14 protein-coding genes and 1 pseudogene are annotated in these 19,204 nt (G+C 38.6%); 11 read left to right on the forward strand and 4 right to left on the reverse strand.

The features are described from left to right. Window positions 1-38: 38 nt before the first annotated feature. The 3 genes from MKY17_RS11335 to MKY17_RS11345 are packed head-to-tail and all read right to left on the reverse strand — an operon-like array spanning window position 39 to window position 4,095. Complete coding sequence (locus tag MKY17_RS11335) at window positions 39-1,898, reverse strand: ABC transporter ATP-binding protein (RefSeq protein ID WP_098371780.1); 1,860 nt, start codon at window positions 1,896-1,898, stop codon at window positions 39-41. After that, a complete protein-coding gene (locus MKY17_RS11340; RefSeq protein WP_098371781.1) occupies window positions 1,895-3,619 on the reverse strand; it encodes an ABC transporter ATP-binding protein in 1,725 nt (574 codons plus the stop codon). Before MKY17_RS11340 ends, MKY17_RS11335 begins: the two co-directional genes overlap by 4 nt. Beyond that, window positions 3,616-4,095: a MarR family winged helix-turn-helix transcriptional regulator gene (locus MKY17_RS11345; RefSeq protein WP_098371782.1), complete on the reverse strand. Its 480-nt coding sequence runs from the start codon at window positions 4,093-4,095 to the stop codon at window positions 3,616-3,618. Before MKY17_RS11345 ends, MKY17_RS11340 begins: the two co-directional genes overlap by 4 nt. Before the next feature lie 468 nt (window positions 4,096-4,563). On the opposite strand from MKY17_RS11345, the gene MKY17_RS11350 reads away from it, so the two are divergent. From MKY17_RS11350 to MKY17_RS11400, 11 genes and pseudogenes are all read left to right on the forward strand, one after another. Then, entirely contained in the window at window positions 4,564-5,559 is a 996-nt protein-coding gene (locus MKY17_RS11350) for a thiamine pyrophosphate-dependent dehydrogenase E1 component subunit alpha (protein ID WP_098371783.1), read from the forward strand. A gap of 12 nt (window positions 5,560-5,571) precedes the next feature. Further along, complete coding sequence (locus MKY17_RS11355; RefSeq protein ID WP_098371784.1) at window positions 5,572-6,555, forward strand: alpha-ketoacid dehydrogenase subunit beta; 984 nt, start codon at window positions 5,572-5,574, stop codon at window positions 6,553-6,555. Between the two features lie 38 nt (window positions 6,556-6,593). Then, window positions 6,594-6,701 (forward strand): annotated as a pseudogene (locus MKY17_RS11360) (2-oxo acid dehydrogenase subunit E2); the annotation flags it as partial. 471 nt (window positions 6,702-7,172) lie between these two features. Next, window positions 7,173-8,543, forward strand: coding sequence for a sigma 54-interacting transcriptional regulator (locus tag MKY17_RS11365; RefSeq protein WP_098371786.1), 1,371 nt, complete (start codon window positions 7,173-7,175; stop codon window positions 8,541-8,543). 435 nt (window positions 8,544-8,978) lie between these two features. Further along, on the forward strand, window positions 8,979-10,535 hold the full coding sequence (locus MKY17_RS11370; protein WP_098371787.1) for an AMP-binding protein: 1,557 nt from the start codon (window positions 8,979-8,981) through the stop codon (window positions 10,533-10,535). Window positions 10,536-10,713: 178 nt separating this feature from the next. Further along, complete coding sequence (locus MKY17_RS11375) at window positions 10,714-11,508, forward strand: enoyl-CoA hydratase (protein WP_098371788.1); 795 nt, start codon at window positions 10,714-10,716, stop codon at window positions 11,506-11,508. A gap of 272 nt (window positions 11,509-11,780) precedes the next feature. Further along, complete coding sequence (locus tag MKY17_RS11380; protein ID WP_098371789.1) at window positions 11,781-13,247, forward strand: GntP family permease; 1,467 nt, start codon at window positions 11,781-11,783, stop codon at window positions 13,245-13,247. A 201-nt stretch (window positions 13,248-13,448) separates the two neighbouring features. Continuing rightward, window positions 13,449-13,892 (forward strand): MaoC/PaaZ C-terminal domain-containing protein, encoded by a 444-nt coding sequence (locus tag MKY17_RS11385; RefSeq protein ID WP_098371790.1) that lies wholly within the window; start codon window positions 13,449-13,451, stop codon window positions 13,890-13,892. Window positions 13,893-14,609: 717 nt separating this feature from the next. After that, the gene (locus MKY17_RS11390; RefSeq protein ID WP_098371791.1) at window positions 14,610-15,533 is read left to right on the forward strand and encodes an EamA family transporter; all 924 of its coding nucleotides are present in this window, start codon (window positions 14,610-14,612) and stop codon (window positions 15,531-15,533) included. Window positions 15,534-15,998: 465 nt separating this feature from the next. After that, window positions 15,999-16,976 carry a ring-cleaving dioxygenase gene (locus tag MKY17_RS11395; protein WP_098371792.1) on the forward strand — a complete coding sequence of 326 codons (978 nt, stop codon included), beginning with the start codon at window positions 15,999-16,001 and terminating at the stop codon, window positions 16,974-16,976. 110 nt (window positions 16,977-17,086) lie between these two features. Further along, window positions 17,087-17,686 carry a nitroreductase family protein gene (locus MKY17_RS11400; protein ID WP_096338655.1) on the forward strand — a complete coding sequence of 200 codons (600 nt, stop codon included), beginning with the start codon at window positions 17,087-17,089 and terminating at the stop codon, window positions 17,684-17,686. A 164-nt stretch (window positions 17,687-17,850) separates the two neighbouring features. Here MKY17_RS11400 and MKY17_RS11405 read toward each other — a convergent pair whose 3' ends face one another. Further along, window positions 17,851-19,194 carry a PLP-dependent aminotransferase family protein gene (locus MKY17_RS11405; protein WP_098371794.1) on the reverse strand — a complete coding sequence of 448 codons (1,344 nt, stop codon included), beginning with the start codon at window positions 19,192-19,194 and terminating at the stop codon, window positions 17,851-17,853. Between the last annotated feature and the right edge of the window lie 10 nt (window positions 19,195-19,204).

Here is a 19,204-nt window from a genome sequence, read left to right on the forward strand (position 1 = left end):
AAGAGGCTCGATTTCGATTGAAATTGAGCCTCTTTTTATTATCCTGCTGCATTTTCAGTAAACTGACTATTGTAAAGATCTGCGTAGAAACCATTCTTCCTTAAAAGGTCAGAATGCGTTCCCTTCTCTATCACTTTTCCTTGATCCATAACAAGAATCATATCTGCATCCTTAATCGTTGAGAGACGATGGGCAATGACAAAGCTAGTTCTTCCTTCCATCAGTCGGTTCATGGCTTTTTGGATAAAGACTTCGGTCCGAGTGTCCACACTAGACGTCGCTTCATCCAATATCATGATTGGTGGATCTGCTAGAACAGCTCTGGCGATTGTCAAAAGCTGCTTTTGGCCTTGTGAGATGTTCGAAGCTTCTTCGTTTAAGACTGTCTCATAACCATCTGGCAGTGTCCGAATGAAATGGTCGGCATGTGCCGTACGAGCAGCTGCGAAAATTTCTTCATCAGTTGCTCCATTTTTGCCATAAGCGATATTTTCTTTAATCGTGCCATTAAAGAGCCAGGTATCTTGAAGCACCATCCCAAAGTTCTTTCGAAGATCACTCCGGGACATACTCCGTGTATCAAGACCATCAATATTAATCTTTCCGCCATTGAGTTCATAAAATCTCATCAAAAGATTTATCATGGTCGTTTTTCCAGCACCAGTCGGCCCAACGATTGCGACCGTCTGTCCAGGTAAGACATCGATGTTCATATCTTTAATTAACATTTCTTCCCCATATCCAAAGTCCACATGTTCGAAAGAGACAGCACCATTTGCCCTTTTTATATGAGCTGTGGTTTGTTCTTTCATTTCCTCTTCTTCATCAAGTAGTTCAAAAACACGCTCAGCTGCTGCAACCGTCGACTGAATAATGTTTGCGATGTTAGCCGTTTGCGTGATTGGCTGGGTGAACTGCTTTGAATAAGTGATGAATGCTTGAATATCACCAATTGAAATCGAACGTTGCGTTACCAATATTCCCCCGACAACGCTGATGAGGACATAGCTCAAATTTCCGATAAAGAACATCAGGGGCATGATGATACCAGATATAAACTGTGCTCTGCTTCCCGCTTTATACAATTCTTCATTGACCGCAGTAAACTGGGCACTCGCCTTTTTTTCATGTCCGAATGCTTTAACGACTTGATGGCCGGTATACATCTCTTCAATGTGCCCATTTAATTGTCCGAGTTTACGTTGTTGATCGGCAAAGTACTTTTGGGATTTTTTCAAAATAGGCCGGATTGCAAATATTGATAAAGGTAAGCTGACTATCGAGATTAATGTCAATAACGGGCTAATTGAAAGCATCATGATGATAATCCCTAAAATCGTTACGATTGATGTGATGAACTGCGTTAAGCTTTGCTGAAGGGTGCTCCCGATTGTATCAATATCATTTGTCATTCGGCTAAGTGTTTCTCCGTTTGGACGTCCTTCAAAATATTTGAGTGGAAGTTTCTCGAGCTTTCCGTTAACATCTTCTCGAAGATCATATACCGTGTCTTGTGCAACACTCGACATAATGTATTGTTGCACATAGTTGAAAAGGCTGCTTAAGGCATACAGTCCAGCAAGGAGTAGAAGGATATGGCCAATTTTATCAAAGTTAATGGCTGATCCTGGTATTCCTTGGAATTTCCCATATGCTCCTTCGAATAATTCCGTAATTGCCGTTCCCATGATTTTTGGTCCGACAATCATAAAAATCGTACTCATGATTGCAGCAAAGAACACGGCAATCAATTTGTTGCGCCGAGGTTTTAAATAGGTCAAAAGACGTCTTAGTGTTCCTTTAAAATCTTTTGCTTTTTGACCCATCATCATCATGTTACCGCCACCAGGACCATGCCCAACCTGACCGCCGCTTTGAGGTTTTTTTTGATTACTCATGCAATTTCCTCCTCCGTGAGCTGTGATAAGGCGATTTCACGGTATATGTCGTTTGTACTTAGCAACTCTTGGTGTGTTCCCATACCTACAATGTGTCCTTCGTCTAACACAATGATTCGATCAGCGTCAACCACCGTACTGACACGCTGGGCAACGAGTAGTACCGTCGAATTTTTCGTTTCATCTTTCAAGGCTGCGCGAAGGTTGGAATCCGTCTTGAAGTCAAGTGCAGAAAAACTATCATCGAATATATAAATATCGGGTTTCCGAATGAGTGCCCGTGCAATCGAAAGCCGTTGTTTTTGCCCGCCTGATAGGTTTGAACCGCCTTGTTCGATTTCTGCCTGATAGCCGTCTTTCATGTTGCTGATAAAATCTTCCGCTTGCGCAATCCGAGCAGCATGCTCAACTTCATCTTGTGTGGCTGTTTGTTTTCCAAAGCGAATGTTTTCAGCGATCGTACCTGTAAAGAGGACGGCCTTTTGTGGTACAAAGCCAATTTTTGAACGAACTTCATCTTGTGATGACTTACGAATATCAACACCATTGACGCGAATCGTTCCACTTGAAATATCATAGAAGCGAGGGATCAAATTGACGAGCGTTGTTTTCCCTGAGCCTGTTCCACCGATTATTGCGGTGATTTCACCAGGACTTGCAGAAAAACTAATATCCGATAATGCAGGTTCTTCTGCTCCTGGGTAACTGAACGTCACATGTTCAAATTCAAGTGTACCGTGTTCACGATCTGCCTTTTCTGTCCCCTCATCCAGGAATGAAGGTTTCATGTCAAGGACTTCGTTTATCCTTGTTGCCGACACGGCCGCTCGTGGAACCATAACAAACATCATGGATGCCATAACGAGAGCGAACATAATTTGCATAACATATTGGATAAATGCCATTAAGTCCCCGATCTGCATACCGCCGTTATCAATACGAACCCCACCAAACCAAATGATGCCAACAACCGTCAAGTTCATTACAAGCATCATTACAGGCATCATGAAGGCCATGATTTTATTGACTTTGATCGAGACATCCGTCAATTCTTTATTCGCTTTCTTTAGACGTTCCTTCTCTTGTGTTTCACGATTGAAGGCTCGAATGACGCGAATACCAGTTAAATTTTCTCGTAATACAAGGTTCAACCGGTCTAATCGTTTTTGCACCGTTTGAAAGAGCGGTACACCTTTATATAGAATAAGCAAGATCGACCCAATTAATAAAGGCATTGTGACAACTATGACAAGGGATAATTTTGCATCCATGGATACAGCCATGATCACTCCGCCGATTAACATGATAGGTGCACTGATAACCATACGAAGCATCATGATAACCACTTGCTGGACTTGCGTTATATCATTGGTCGTCCGTGTAATCAATGACGCCGTACCGACTTCATCAAATTCTTGTAACGAAAATTTTTCAACATGATTAAAGACTCTCAGGCGGAGGTCGCGTCCCATTCCCATTGCCGCTTTGGATGAATAGTAGCTTGCGATTATGGATGCACAAGCGCCAAGTGCGGAAACCAACAGCATCAAACCACCGATTTTCCAAATGTATGGAGTGTCTCCTCGAACGACGCCTTTGTCAATAATATCAGCCATTAGTGTAGGCAAAAAGAGATCCGACATGGATTGAATAAAAACCAGACCGATAACTGCTGAAATAATCCACTTATAAACGGATAAATTTTTCAGTATTTTTATCATTTTGAACACTCTCCCTGTTCGGTAGCTTGTGCTTCTAAAAAGTTTGTAATTTGAAGATGCGTTTCTAGCAACTCTTCAAACTGTTCTTCGGAAAGCATTCCAATGGCCGTTTGAAAGACTTGGTGAATGCTTCCTTCTTGAAAATGAATCGTTTTTAATAAATTTTTCCCCTGATCGGTGATTGACAACTGAATCTCACGCCGGTTGCCCTCCACATGCTCACGATGGAGCATGCCAGCCCGAACGAGACCATCGACCGCTTGGCTCAAAGTGCTTTTTGGAAGAAATGTTTTCTCCCCGACATTTTTTTGAGTGGTCTCTTTGTAAAGGGTAATGGTCATCAAAATGGAATATTGAGGAACTGTTAATCCATTTTCTGAGGCTGTCTTTTGAACGAACCGCATTATATTTTTCTGCACGTTCCAAAATGAACGCAATAGTTGTACGGAACGCATTAATTGTTTTTCATTCTCCAATCAACATCACCATTCTTTCTGTTTTGGACTGTTCCATTTCGAACATTTAATTTTATTAATCATTTTAATTTACAGCTATTTTTCCGCTTAGTCAACAAAAAAACGATCACATAATATCGGTGTTTATCTAACCTTGGTCGTACATAAAACTTCAGTAAAAATCTGAATGGTCTAGGCGATTCATCATTGTTTTCGCGTGAAAACACCCACTTATTCATGTACTTGATTCAATAGACATAAAAATGTCCTTTTAACATAGTGAAATTAGTTGGAAATTTGAGATAAAAAGTGGTAGGATAATATTGCATTGAGTTAGTACCAGGTAATAATACTAGATGATAACGCATTTGAGGGTGTTATATGGCAAGCAAGCATACATAAACGAGATTTTTCTTCCTTAGATAAATAACCGGAGTTAAGTTTGTTTTAACAGAAAAATGTTTTAATTATTAGGAGGGATGATGACATATGGTTGAAAACCGCCATCTACAGGCAGGTCTAAGTGATGAGCAGGTGCTTGAGATGTATAGAACAATGTTATTGGCAAGACGTATAGATGAACGGATGTGGCTGTTGAACAGATCTGGGAAAATTCCTTTTGTCGTTTCTTGTCAGGGGCAGGAAGCAGCTCAAGTGGGAGCTGCATTTGCATTGAATCGTGAAAAGGATTATGTCCTTCCTTATTACCGGGATCTCGGTGTGGTGCTTGCGTTTGGGATGACAGCAAGGGATTTAATGTTATCCAGTTTTGCAAAAGCAGAAGATCCAAATTCGGGCGGGCGTCAAATGCCTGGGCATTTTGGGCAAAAAAAGAATCGCATCGTGACGGGATCTTCGCCAGTTACCACTCAAGTGCCACATGCAGTGGGAATTGCACTCGCTGGAAAAATGGAAGGAAAAGATATTGTTTCATTCGTTACATTCGGTGAGGGTTCATCAAACCAAGGTGATTTCCATGAAGGGGCGAATTTTGCAGGTGTACATAAACTTCCGGTTATCTTGATGTGCGAGAATAATCAGTATGCCATTTCCGTACCGCTTGAAAAGCAATTGGCTTGCGGGAAAGTGTCGGACCGGGCCATTGGTTATGGCATGCCAGGGGTGACGGTTGATGGAAATGACCCGATCGAAGTATACCGGGTGGTGAAAGAAGCGGCCGAGAGAGGCAGGCGTGGAGAAGGACCAAGCTTAATCGAAACGGTTTCATACAGGCTTACACCACACTCAAGCGATGATGATGATAGTCAATACAGATCGCCAGATGAAGTGTCGGAGGCAAAAAAAATAGATTCGATCATCACTTTCGGTGCCTACTTAAAAGAAGCAGGAATCATGGATGACCAAATGGAGAAACAAATGAACGAGGAAATAATGGAAGTTGTGAACGAAGCGACGGATTATGCGGAAAATGCTCCATTTGCAAATGAAGACACGCTCTCAAATTACGTTTACGCAGGTAAGTAAGGAGGAAAGAAGATGGCAGTGATATCTTATATAGATGCCGTAATAATGGCGATGCGGGAAGAAATGGAACGTGATCCCCGTGTATTTGTATTAGGTGAAGACGTAGGGGTAAAAGGCGGTGTGTTTAAAGCGACTTCAGGGTTATACGAACAATTCGGGGAACAGCGTGTCATTGATACACCGCTTGCTGAATCCGCAATCGCAGGAGTTGGCATCGGCGCGGCCATGTACGGAATGAGGCCGATTGCGGAGATGCAATTCGCTGATTTTATCATGCCCGCAATCAACCAAATCATTTCGGAAGCTGCAAAAATCCGTTATCGCTCAAATAATGACTGGCATTGCCCTATCGTCATCAGAGCTCCATACGGCGGGGGTGTACATGGGGCGTTATACCATTCACAATCCGTTGAAGCCATTTTTGCCAATCAACCGGGACTTAAAATTGTCATGCCCTCTACACCCTACGACGTGAAAGGGTTATTGAAAGCAGCCATTCGCGATGAAGATCCGGTCCTTTTCTTTGAACATAAACGTGCCTATCGCCTTATTAAAGAAGAAGTGCCGAATGATGATTATGTTTTACCGATTGGTAAAGCGGATGTAAAACGTGAAGGCGAGGACGTTACAGTGATTACTTACGGCCTTTGTGTTCATTTTGCGCTTCAGGCAGCTGAAAGGCTGGCCAGTGATGGCATATCCGTTCATATACTTGATTTACGAACCGTTTATCCATTAGATCAAGAAGCCATTATGGAAGCTGCATCTAAAACAGGAAAAGTCCTATTGGTTACTGAAGATAATAAGGAAGGAAGCATCATTAGTGAAGTATCGGCGATCATCGCAGAAAACTGCCTCTTCGATCTCGATGCCCCAATCATGAGACTCGCGGGCCCGGATGTCCCTGCGATGCCATATTCACCACCATTGGAGAAATCCTTCATGGTGAATCCTGAAAAAGTGGAAAAGGCACTGAGGGACCTTGTTGCCTATTGAACGGACCTTAAAATAGAACAAACAAAGCATCCTCCATCTCGGGGGATGCTTTGTTTGTTCCCGTAATTGATCATGCCGATGAAAAACCAATTAAGGAAATCGCCAAGGATGTCCGTGAACTTGACCAAAAAGTACGCATGAATAAAAAATCATTGAAACGGCATTTGATTTTACTCGAATCTTATGTGTTGAAGCAAGTCGGCAAAATAAACTATACCAGTATTTATTGAAGACGAGACTACAGGCTACAGAGATTCGTATAGACCAAGCACTTGAAGAGTATTGTAAGGGAAATGGAAAAGGTGAATTTTATATTAGTTCACATAATACGGATTATAATCATTAAGGCCTTTAATAGTGTTTATATTGGGGTTGAATCTTAAAAATGAACTTAAGTCTAGCAACTATAAAAAGGTTGCCAGGCTTTTTTTTCGATAAATAAAGTCAACTATAGAAGCGTGAAAAACTAATCCGTTTGATTACGCTAGGGAGGGCACATAATATCTCCCCCGATTTCTTTTATTCAGTTGTGATTTTTGATGAATTTTCACTTCTTAAATATATATTGACCGAAATGCGTGGTATTATATGGTAAAGGATTCTAGGTAAAGGAGCTTATGATGAATACTGGACAATTCTCCAATAATAAACTATTAGATATAGTGTTTGAAAGTACATATTATGGAATTGTAATTGTCGATAGTAATGGAAAAATTCAATACATTAGCAATAAATATTGTGAATTTTTAAATGTTGAACGCGACACAGTGATTGGTGAACATGTGACGAATATAATTGAAAATACAAGGCTACACCTTGTAGTGCAAATAGGTAAATCGGAAATCGCTGATATACATTTTCTTCGTGGTGATTTTGTTATCGCCAATCGCATTCCTATCATCGAAAATAATGAAATAATTGGTGCAATCGGGACAATAATGTTTCGTGATCTTGATGACTGGAATAAAATGAATAGTCACATTAAGGAGATACTGACAAAACATAATTTTTACAGAAATGAAATAGATGTTACAAATGGAGTAAAGTATTCCTTACACAACTTAATTGGAACTTCTCAAGAAATACAACAGTTAAAAGAACGTGTGAAAAGGTTGGCTAGAGGTGATATCTCTGTACTAATTAGAGGAGAAAGCGGTACAGGCAAGGAAATAATAGCACATAGCATTCATCAGTTAAGTGGAAGAAGCGACAAACCGCTTGTGAAAATAAATTGTAGTTCAATTCCGGAACACTTGTTAGAATCTGAACTTTTCGGTTATGAAGAAGGTGCCTTTACAGGGGCAAAAAAGGGAGGTAAAATAGGAAAGTTTCAATTTGCTGATGGTGGAACGGTTTTCCTTGACGAAATTGGTGATATGCCTCAGCAAATGCAAGTCAAGTTATTAAGGGTACTTCAGGAGAAAGAGTTTGAGCCTGTAGGTTCGCTTTACCCAAAAAAACTAAATGTTCGAGTGATTGCTGCAACAAATCGCCCTTTAGAAAAATTGGTTGAAGAAAAGCTATTTCGTGAAGACTTATTTTATAGAATTAATGCTGTCCAATTATTTGTTCCTCCTTTAAGAGATAGAATTGAAGATATCCCTTTACTTGTAGATTATTTTTTTAAAAAAATCACAGCTCGAATAGGAAAACGAGTAACCTCCATACACCCTGAGGTGATTTCATTAATAGAGCAATATAACTGGCCAGGGAATATCAGAGAACTAGAGAATGTCATTGATGCAGGAGTTCACCTATCAAATGAAGAGGTAATGGGAAAGGATGCTTTACCTGATTATCTAAAACTTCATAATGTGAATATGAAAGAATTAAGTTTAAAGGATTGTGTAGAGGAAACAGAAAAGAAGGAAATCGAAAGAGCGTTAAGGAGGTTTAAGTTTGATAAAAAAAGGGTTGCGGAAGCTCTTGGGATAGGGAATTCTACCCTTTACGATAAAATTAGAAAATATCAGATTTCTGACCAATAAAAATAAATCCGGGATTTCAGAATTCATTCCGAAATCCCGGATTTATTTTTTAATTTCCGGATTAATGTTGATATAGTTCACATTACAGGACAAACAAGGCTATAAATTATGAAAATTAATGAATGAAAAATCAACTGATCTTACTTCAGTTGATTTTTTTTAGTTATTTTCCGAATAATCGGAAAATAAGTTATTGGGTTTTCCTCGATTATTAAGGACAGTAAGTCAGTAAGGGTTTTTTCCGTTTTGGAATGAATCTTGCATTCAAAATTAGAAGAAAGGAGGAAAGAAAACGATAAAGACGAGTGGTCAATTTAATGGCATGTAAGAGGGCCTGTTTAGAAAGTTTGAGAATTGATTTGAACATTATTGAATTTAGTGGCCTTGCAGCCTAAATTTTGTCTGTATTTTTTTAATTGAAAAGGAGGAATTTCATTGGATGTCGGTTTTATCACAAGAAAAATGGCGAATGATTTAAATAATATAAATCCTAGAAAAATAGCAATAAAAGAAGAAGTAGGAAAGTCGATGACGTACATGGATCTCCACCTTATATCAAATGCGTATGCAAACAAGCTTTACGAAATTGGAGTGCGAAAAGGGGATCGTGTCGGTATTTTACTTTACAACTGTCTCGAATATTTTAGTCTATATTTTGCCATTGCGAAAATCGGTGCAATTGCAGTTCGACTTAATTTTAGGCTTTCAAGTGCAGAGCTTGAGTATGCATTAAATGATTCACAGACAAAAATATTGTGCTTCCATTCTAACTTAACCAATCAGCTGGAATCAGTTTGTAATAATGTTTCTGTTGAGCGTTATTTTTGTCTTCCTCATAGAAATGGCTCAACCCCAGGTTGGTCAGAGTCATGGAGTGTTTTAGAAAGTGGTTCGGTAGATGAGGTCAAAGTCGATAACATTAAATTAAACGATCCAGTCATGCTTATGTACACATCAGGAACTACGGGAAGACCTAAAGGTGCGATTTGGACTCATGATACAACTTTCTGGTTTTCCACGATACAAGCACTGAAATGGAAATTTACAGGGCGAGAAGTTGCGATGACGACAGGACCACTATACCATGTTGGAGCGATGGAAGATATCGCACTTCCCATTCTACTGATGGGTGGAAGGGTAATAATTACAAAAAGCCAAGAATTCGAGATTGGAAGAATTCTTTCCGTTATTGAAGAGGAAAATGTGACCGATTCTTTTTTATTCCCTTTCATGATTTATGAAATGCTAAATTTGCCTGAAATTGAAAAGTATCAGCTAAAATCTTTAAAAACTATTTATACAGGTGGTGACCCGCTAATGCCATGGGCACTAGAACAATTAAAAAAGAGGTTTCCTCAAATTGGAGTTGTTCAAGTTTACGGGTTAACTGAAGGACAGCCAATTGCGGCTTCGCTTGAACCAAATGATGCTTTTACAAAAGGCCATACCGTAGGAAAGCCGATGCCACTTACAGAAATAAATATTATCGATGAGGAGGGAACGCCTTTGCCAGTTGGTGAAATTGGTGAAATCGCTATTAAAAGTCCAGCGGTTTCTGAGGGTTATTGGAGGAAACCAGATGCCACAATGGAAACATTCGTGAATGGGTGGTGTAAAACAGGAGACATGGGAAAATTCGATCATGATGGGTATCTATCAATAGCAGGCAGAAAAAAAGATATGATTCGGAGCGGTGGTGAAAACATTTACTCAGCGGAAATTGAAGATGTCTTATACCGGCATGAGGAAGTGAAGGAAGTTTCTATAATTGGTATTCCTGATCCGAAATATATTGAGGCTGTATGTGCTGTTATTGTTAAAAAAGAAGGAGCCAAACTTACGGAGGAAGATGTTGTTAATTATTGTAAGGAGCATCTTGCTAGCTACAAAAAACCTAGAAAGGTCACATTTGTTGATGAAATACCACGTACCCCATCCGGGAAGGTTCAAAAGTTTATTCTTCGAAATCAATTTAGTGGAATGGATAAATAAGGGGTTTATGGAAGGGTGAAAAAGGTTTTGTGAATACATTATTTCACTTTGTTTAAAAAATCACATAACCACAAAGGATTCTATCATAGATTTCAGGGTTCACCCACTGATTCACGTTTTTCAATAATGCCAGAGTATTTGGAACCCACAAGTACACTTTGGTTTAGGAGGAAAGCCGATGAAGAATAAGGATCAAGTTGTTTCATGGTCAAAACAGAGTAATATTGCAACGATTATTATTGATAATCCACCTGTTAATGTATTAAGCGCAGATGTTATAGAACAATTGAATCTTGTGGTGGATGAAATTGAAAGCGATTACAATATTAAGGTCATTATACTTACCGGTGAAGGCGAAAGAGCTTTTGTTGCTGGAGGAGATATTAAAGAATTTCCAGCATGGATTGGAAAAGGCGTGGAAGATGGAAAGGGGAAATCACTTTGGCTTCAGGAACCACTTAATAAAATTGAACGGTTATCTCGACCAACTATTGCTGCAATCAACGGATTAGCACTAGGTGGAGGGTGTGAACTTGCTTTAAGTTGTGATATTCGAATTGCGGAGGAACATATTAGGATTGGGCTTCCTGAAATTAAATTGGGATTGTTTCCAGGTGCAGGGGGAACTCAAAGACTTCCTAGACTGATAGGTAAAGCCAAAGCAAAAGAAATGATTTTTACTGGAGAGCCACTGAATGCAGAAGATGCCAAACAAATAGGGCTTGTTAATCATGTTGTGCCAAAGGGCGAATCTTTAGAAAAAGCAAAGGAAATTGCAAAATGTATTTGCAATTATTCTTTACAATCTTTAACTTTTGCAAAGCATTCTATTGATTTTGGTTATGAACAAACACTTGAAGATGGACTCGTGATTGAAGCTGAAAATTTTGGTCATGTTTTTCAGACTAAGGACGTAAAGGAAGGAGTTGAAGCCTTTATTAATAAAAGAGAGCCGAACTTCATTGATCAGTAATCCCTCATGACCAAACCAGAGGCAAGTCCGATTTTTGAAAAAGATCCTGATGCCGGGATTGGAAAAAAGCAGATTCTAAAGTAACTCATCTATGTTAATAAACAAAATCGTTTAAAAGAAACAGTGGATTTACTCGGGAAATTAATTAAAGTTCTTTACTAAATGTGCACTGGAAAACTGTCCTATAATGCCCCAATAAGTCTTGGGGCAAAGCATTCAAACCAGCAACAAATGATAACATATAATATTTTGAGAAAAAGGGGGAAGTCGAATTGGATGTAATGATCATTATTATTTCACTAGGATTACTTATGTTTCTAGCATATCGAGGATTTTCTGTTATACTTTTTGCACCATTGTGCGCTTTGTTTGCTGTATTTTTAACGGATCCTGGACATGTTTTACCTTTTTTCTCTAATATATTTATGGTTAAGTTGGTTGAATTTGTTAAATTATATTTCCCGGTTTTTCTACTAGGTGCTATTTTTGGGAAACTGGTTGAAATAAGCGGTGTTGCAAAGAGCATAGCAAAAATTATTGTCCGTTTTATCGGGGCTAAACAAGCCATTCTAGCCATTGTGATAATGGGCGCAATTCTGACATATAGCGGAGTTAGTTTGTTTGTTGCAGTGTTTGCTATCTATCCATTTGCTGCTCAGCTGTTTCGCGAGGCTAATATTCCAAAGCGATTAATTCCTGCGACAATCGCAGTTAGTGCATTTACCTTTTCCATGGATTCACTTCCAGGGTCTCCACAAATTCAGAATGTCATTCCAACTGGTTTCTTTAAAACTGACATCTATGCTGCACCGACATTGGGGATTATTGGGGCAATATTTATCATTTCCTTAAGCCTTTTATACTTAAATCATTGTCGACATAAGGCAGCTAGAAACGGTGAAGGGTATTTTGGAATTGGTGATAAAGCTATTGATAAGGAAGCTGCTGAAGCAGAAATGGCAGCCAGTTCTGCTATATCAGTGGAAACGACTAATAAGTTGGGAATAGATTCTGAAAAAGCTATAAGTAGAAAAGACTGGCTTGCTTTTATTCCGTTGGTGTTAGTCGGAGTGATGAATAAGTTTTTTACTGAGTCTTTTCCTCTTTGGTATGCCAAAGGATTCGATTTTGCTACGATTGGGTTAAAAGACTATGGTATTGTCGAAATGTCAAAAGTTATTGGTGTCTGGTCTGTAGAGATGGCTCTTATTCTCGGGATAATAGCAATCGTCTTATTAAACTATAAAGCTGTCAAATTAAATTTCAATTCGAGTATTAATATAGGCATTAGTGGGGCATTGCTAGCAACCATGAATACGGCAACCGAATATGGCTTCGGGGGTGTGATTGCAGCTTTACCCGGCTTTACTGTGGTACAAGATTATCTCACTGGAATGTTTTCGAATCCTTTAATTAATGGGGCGATCATGACAAATGTTTTGTGTGGCATTACTGGATCAGGATCTGGTGGGATGAGCATTACGTTGAGCTTAATGGCGGATACTTATATACAAACTGCTGCTCATTTTGACATTCCGTTGGAAGTTTTGCATCGTGTCATTTCTATGTCAGCAGGTGGATTTGATACTTTGCCGCATAACGGAGCTATAATAACTCTTCTAGCTGTTACGGGACTCACACATCGCCAGGCATATAAAGACATTTTTGTTATTACCATTATAAAGACACTTGCTGTATTCTTTGTAATCGGTATATTCAGCTTGTTTGCTATCGTTTAACCATTTCCCGTTGAACATAGAAAAATACAATTTTATTTCTGCTATAACCGCTATTTACATGGAATAATACGTCTTCTATATGAAAAAAATTTTATTCGTGTTGATTTTAAAGAAATAACACTAAATTATATAGTCTTTTAGTATTTAAAATCGGAATCTTCCGACTGATAATTCAATCACAAATAAAAGGAGGATGAAATAATGTTTAATAAATATTTCCATCAATATGAAATCGGAGAAACATGGATGTCGAAAGGACGTACTATAACCGAGGCTGATTTAGTAATGTTTTCTGCGTTTAGCGGTGACTGGTTTCCCCTCCATACTGATAAGGAGTATGCAGCTAATACACAATTTAAGCAACGGATAGCCCACGGAATGCTTATACTTTCGGCTGCAACCGGCTTATTTCATTTTGAACCAGGGATCGTTGTTGCATTTTACGGTTTGGAGAAAGTTCGATTTATAAACCCAACTTTTATTGGGGACACGATACATGTAGAATTAAAGGTGATTGACCTTTTTGAAAAGGGCTATCAAGGTGTTGTAACAGTCATCCAAGAAATAAAAAAACAAAACGGAGAAACTGTAGCCATAGCTAACATGAAAATAATGGTCATTTCTGATGCCAATGTAAAAGTATAGTAGTCACCTGATTTATTAGGCGACAAACATAAAAATAATTGAAAAGGTAAAACGAGCTTTGGACTACTATCACTATCATTAGTCTAGTCAATCGAATTAGCTTATGGATAGAAGAGGAATTCGGAGTGAAAGTATTACCCCAAAATTTAGCACAGAATATAAACGGGCAGTAGGAGGAGGAAACGAAATAACATGCTGCGTTTTTTCTCATTTTTCAGATTAAGGCAAGCCTATAGACTGGCTTGCCTTCTTTAATGATCTCCAGCTTTTTTAGTTTTTTAAGACATGTAAAAAATATAAAGGGTAACAGAGCTAAAATAATAGGAGAAATCGCACTGACGATTCCTCTCTGCATTGACCTGCAACCGCTTGGAGTCCAACATACTGGAATTTTAATTTACTTTTATAAAACCTTTATCCTTATATTTATTCACATAGTTGCGAACGTTTGGTTCCCTTCGTTTAATCGTTGGCAATTTCACTGATGGTATTACCTGGCAGCAGCATGTATAGTTCGAACATTCTTTTGCAATCAGTAGAAAGCATGGCTTAATCTAATCATTCATTTGATTTGAAATCTGTGGCATTTTTATCCTTCCTTTATAAGGTTTTGTTTATTCTATACCGAATTTGTCAGAAAATAAATTTCAAGTTCATCTTATATATGAAATCCATAACAATGTTTGTCATAATAAGAAAGTAGGAAGGGGGAATATCATGCTTCGATTATACGGGGCTTTAATCGGCCTTAGTTTGATATGGGGTTTATCGTTTGTTTTCATGAAGTGGCTGCTCCCGCCAGCGGGCATTTGGGGGATTGTGTTTCTCCGCTGTTTGGCGGGTGCTGTTGTTCTGCTTCCCATTTTATGGTGGAAGCGCAGTGAAATTAACTGGAAATTACCATGGACAGCACTGGTTGTTGTCGGAATCTTCAATTGCGGATTAGCATGGGGTTTAATAGCTTTAAGTGAAACAGAGATTAACAGCAGCACGGCATCGATTCTTAATGCAACCACTCCGATCTGGACGGGGATCATCGGATTTATCATTTTTTCTTATGTGTTAACCGCCCGACAATGGATGGGCATTCTTATCGGTTTTTTCGGAATTCTAGTATTGATGGATTTTCAAGTCGGTCAGCTTTTCGGCAAGGAATTCATCGGGATTGGGACAATGCTGCTAGCGTCCACCTGTTATGGTTTTGCCGGCCAATATACGAAAAGATTTCTTTCCAGTACAAGCATATTGGTCATTACTACGTTTACGCTGCTCACGGGTGCCTTTATCGGTTTGATCGGGATGCTAATAACAGGTCCGATTAAGCCAGTGATGTTGATGGACCCGCTAACGATTTTCTCCATAGTCGGTCTTGGGTGCTTTGGCTCTGGGCTCGGCCAGCTGATCTATTTCTACATCAATAAAAATGGCAGCCCAGAGTTAGCCGCAACGGTTACATACCTTATTCCTGCAAGCGCTATGGTTTGGGGGTATGTCCTGCTTGGAGAAGCGATTAATCCTAATGTAATTATTGGCCTGCTGATTATTTTCGCAGGGGTTTATCTTTCTTCTAAGAAGTCAAAAGAAAAAGATGGAGCTAACTCTTCATCCGGAAAACAAGGGGAATTGCGTCATGTAAAATAAGATACCAAAACGAAATAGCCCTCACGTAAAGGTTTTGTCTTTACCTGGGGGCTTTCGTATTGAAATACGGTCAATTTAGCAAGACAAGTGATTGATCGTCTTTGCCGCGAATTATAACTATAGATAGTAACCCGTATTCGGAATGGCATTTGCTTTAGAATGGATATTCTGTTTCGATAATTCTTTCGAAAGATATTTAGAATTAAATGAAAATTGACAGAGGTTTTTTAGAAGTTATTTTGACTTTGAGATATATTAATTTGAGATAAGTTGTTGACAGTGAATTTTATTCATGATAAATTATCTTTAAGTAAAGATATATTAATTCAAGATAATAAAAATTATGTAAAACCTTTTCCAACCCCTTTAATGAATAGCCACTCTTCTTGAAGGGGAAATATAGGGGATTAATTCACAAGCTGAACATCCAAAAATTGAATCGTTTTAATTGGGAGGAATTAATTTATGAATGGATTAAAAGGTATACACCATGTAACGGCCATAACAAGTAGTGCAGAAAAGAACTATGAATTTTTCACAAATATATTAGGAATGCGTTTAGTCAAGAAGACAGTTAACCAAGATGATATCCAAACCTATCACCTGTTTTTTGCCGACGATGTTGGCGGTCCAGGAACTGACATGACATTCTTTGATTTTCCTGGTATTCCTAAAGGAGTGCATGGGACTAATGAGATTTCAAAAACATCCTTCCGTGTACCGAATGATGCGGCATTGGAGTATTGGGTTAAGCGGTTCGACCGTTTAGAAGTAAGGAATACAGGAATTCAGGAACAATTTGGTAAAAAGATCATTTCATTTGTGGATTTTGATGATCAGCATTATCAATTGATTTCAGATGAAAACAATGAAGGGGTTGCAGCGGGGATTCCTTGGCAAAAAGGACCGATTCCCCTGGAATATGCCATTACAGGATTAGGACCAATTTTCATTCGGATTGCCAACTTCGATTACTTTAAAGAAATGATGGAAAAAGTTCTATTATTCAAAGAAATAGATAAGGAAGGATCATTTCACCTATTTGAAGTAGGGGAAGGCGGGAATGGTGCACAAGTGATTGTCGAGCATAATTCGATCCTTCCTCAGGCACGGCAGGGTTTTGGGACTGTTCACCATACAGCCTTCCGTGTTGAAGACCGTTCCGTTCTTGAAGAATGGATCGAACGAATGGAAAGCTTCCAATTTCATACGTCTGGTTATGTTGATCGTCACTTTTTTGAGTCGCTTTACGTGCGAGTGGCGCCGCAAATTTTATTCGAATTTGCCACTGATGGTCCTGGATTTATGGGGGATGAGCCGTATGAAACGCTTGGGGAAAAGTTATCTTTACCACCGTTCTTAGAACCGAAAAGGGATCAAATCGAAAAGTTGGTACGTCCCATTGATACAGTAAGAAGCACCAAGGAAATCATTAAAGAATAATTGACAATCTTTAGCGAATGATATGTTGGTTTATGCCCATACTAAAACAGGTAGAAATAAAAAATGAAATAATTATTTGAAATAGAAAAAATGCTCTGGAGGAATGAATCATGACAAAAGATTTTTACACGGCGATTAAAGAGAGACGATCATATTATGGAATCAATAAAGAAGTCCAAGTATCGGATGAGAAAATTAAAGAAATTGTTGAATTTGCGGTAAAACACACGCCATCGGCTTTTAATTCCCAAACTTCCCGCCTTGTTGTTTTGACAGGATCGGCCCATGATAAGTTATGGGATATTACGACGCAGGCTTTAAGGAAAGCAGTTGGAGATAGAGATTTTTCTGGTACTCAACAAAAAATGGATTCCTTTAAAGCGGGATATGGGTCAGTATTATTCTTTGAAGATGAATCTGTTGTGAAATCACTTCAAGAACAATTTGCAACTTATGCCGATAACTTCCCAATCTGGTCTCAACAAACATCAGGCATGCATCAATTAGTTGTTTGGACTGCACTTGAAGCAGAAGGATTGGGAGCAACTTTACAGCATTATAATCCTCTAATTGATGATGAAGTGAAAAAAGAATGGGATGTTCCAAGTAACTGGAAATTGATTGCGCAAATGCCATTTGGAAATCCAACAGCTCAACCGGGTGATAAAGAATTCAAACCACTTGAGGATCGTATAAAATTTTATAAATAAAGAGTACTGATAAGAGTAACTTTGTTGAGAGCCATTTCTAATTGGCTCTTTTTTGTTTGTGATCATTTGCCCATATTTTTTCAGTATTACAATAAGATAAAATATTTTCACTATATTTTGTTTATTGCCCTGTGTGGAAAGTGACTATACCTTATGTAAAAGTTTTATAAGTAATAATTTTGCTTTTTATTCAATTCTTTAAAAATAAGAGCTATTCCTTGGTCAAGTTTTTGTATATTTGTATTGGACACGTTTAGTTTTAATATTTTTTCCTGGTGAAAGCCATCTATATAATTTTGGCCCATAGTCTCTACCAGTACTTGTTGATTTTGTAAGTTTTTGATGAGGTGAGCACTATTTAAACGATGAGGCAGTACGATATGTGCGTTCATGCATATGGATGCTGGGCGATAAAAGCCTGGAGTAGAGTACTTTTCCAGAGCATCATATAGCAAGTTTGCACGCCCTAAATAGGAGAGCCGTACCTTGTTTCTATGGCGTTCAAACATACCGCTTTTTATGTAGATTTCCAAGGCTGCTTGTGAAATCATGGAACTATCAATATCAGCTGTTCTTTTATATCGTTGAAAGCTGACGGCTAATGGTTTAGGCAATACGGCAACACCTATGCGTAGTCCTGGAAACATTATTTTAGAGAAGCTTTTTAAATAAATGACCATTTGATGAGTATCCCCGGAAAAAATGGGGTCTACCTTCATATTCTCTTCGAAATCTGCTAAATAATCATCTTCTACAATATAGACACCATACTTTACAGCAAGTTTTAGTATCTCTTCTCTGTCCTTTTTAGAGTAAGAAGTCCCTAACGGATTATGGAAACGAGGCATCGTATAAAAGAATTTAATTTCCTGAGTGCTAAAAATCCGCTCTAATTCCTCTAAATCAATACCTTCTGCAGTTCGTTGGATTCCTAGCACGGAAATCTTGTACGCTTTCAATTGCTCCACAAATAGATGATAACTAGGCTGTTCAACAAGTATATGGGTACGTTCATTTGGAAAAGGGATGAACGTTAATAAGGAAAGTGCTTGTTGCACGCCAGAAGTAATGAAAATCTGTTCTTCTTTGGCGAAAACCTGATACTGCTCTAATTGTTTTTGTATCACTTTTATTAAAGAGGGTAGTCCTTTTGGAGTGCCATAGATAAACAATTCTTGCTGATAGGTATCGATGGCTTTGTTGATGCAATGTTGAAAGTCATGATACGGAAATTGATGCCAAGCGGGAGCGGAAGTAACAAAGTCGATTTCCGCTGTTGGTTCACTTTTACCATCAAATTCTTTTTGAACGACATAATATCCACTTTTAGGAACTGCGTAGATTAAATGCTTCTTTTCCAATTCTTGCAGAGCTTTCAAAACTGTACTTTTACTACATTGATGTTGTTCGCTTAATTGACGAATCGATGGGAGTTTAAAGCCCGCTTTGAGCTGTCCATTCTGGATGAGAGATTCAAATTCATTACACAAAGCTACGTATTTTAACATGAATACCTCC

The sequence above is a fragment of the Peribacillus sp. FSL P2-0133 genome (assembly GCF_037975445.1).
Taxonomy (GTDB): Bacteria; Bacillota; Bacilli; order Bacillales; family DSM-1321; genus Peribacillus; species Peribacillus simplex_E.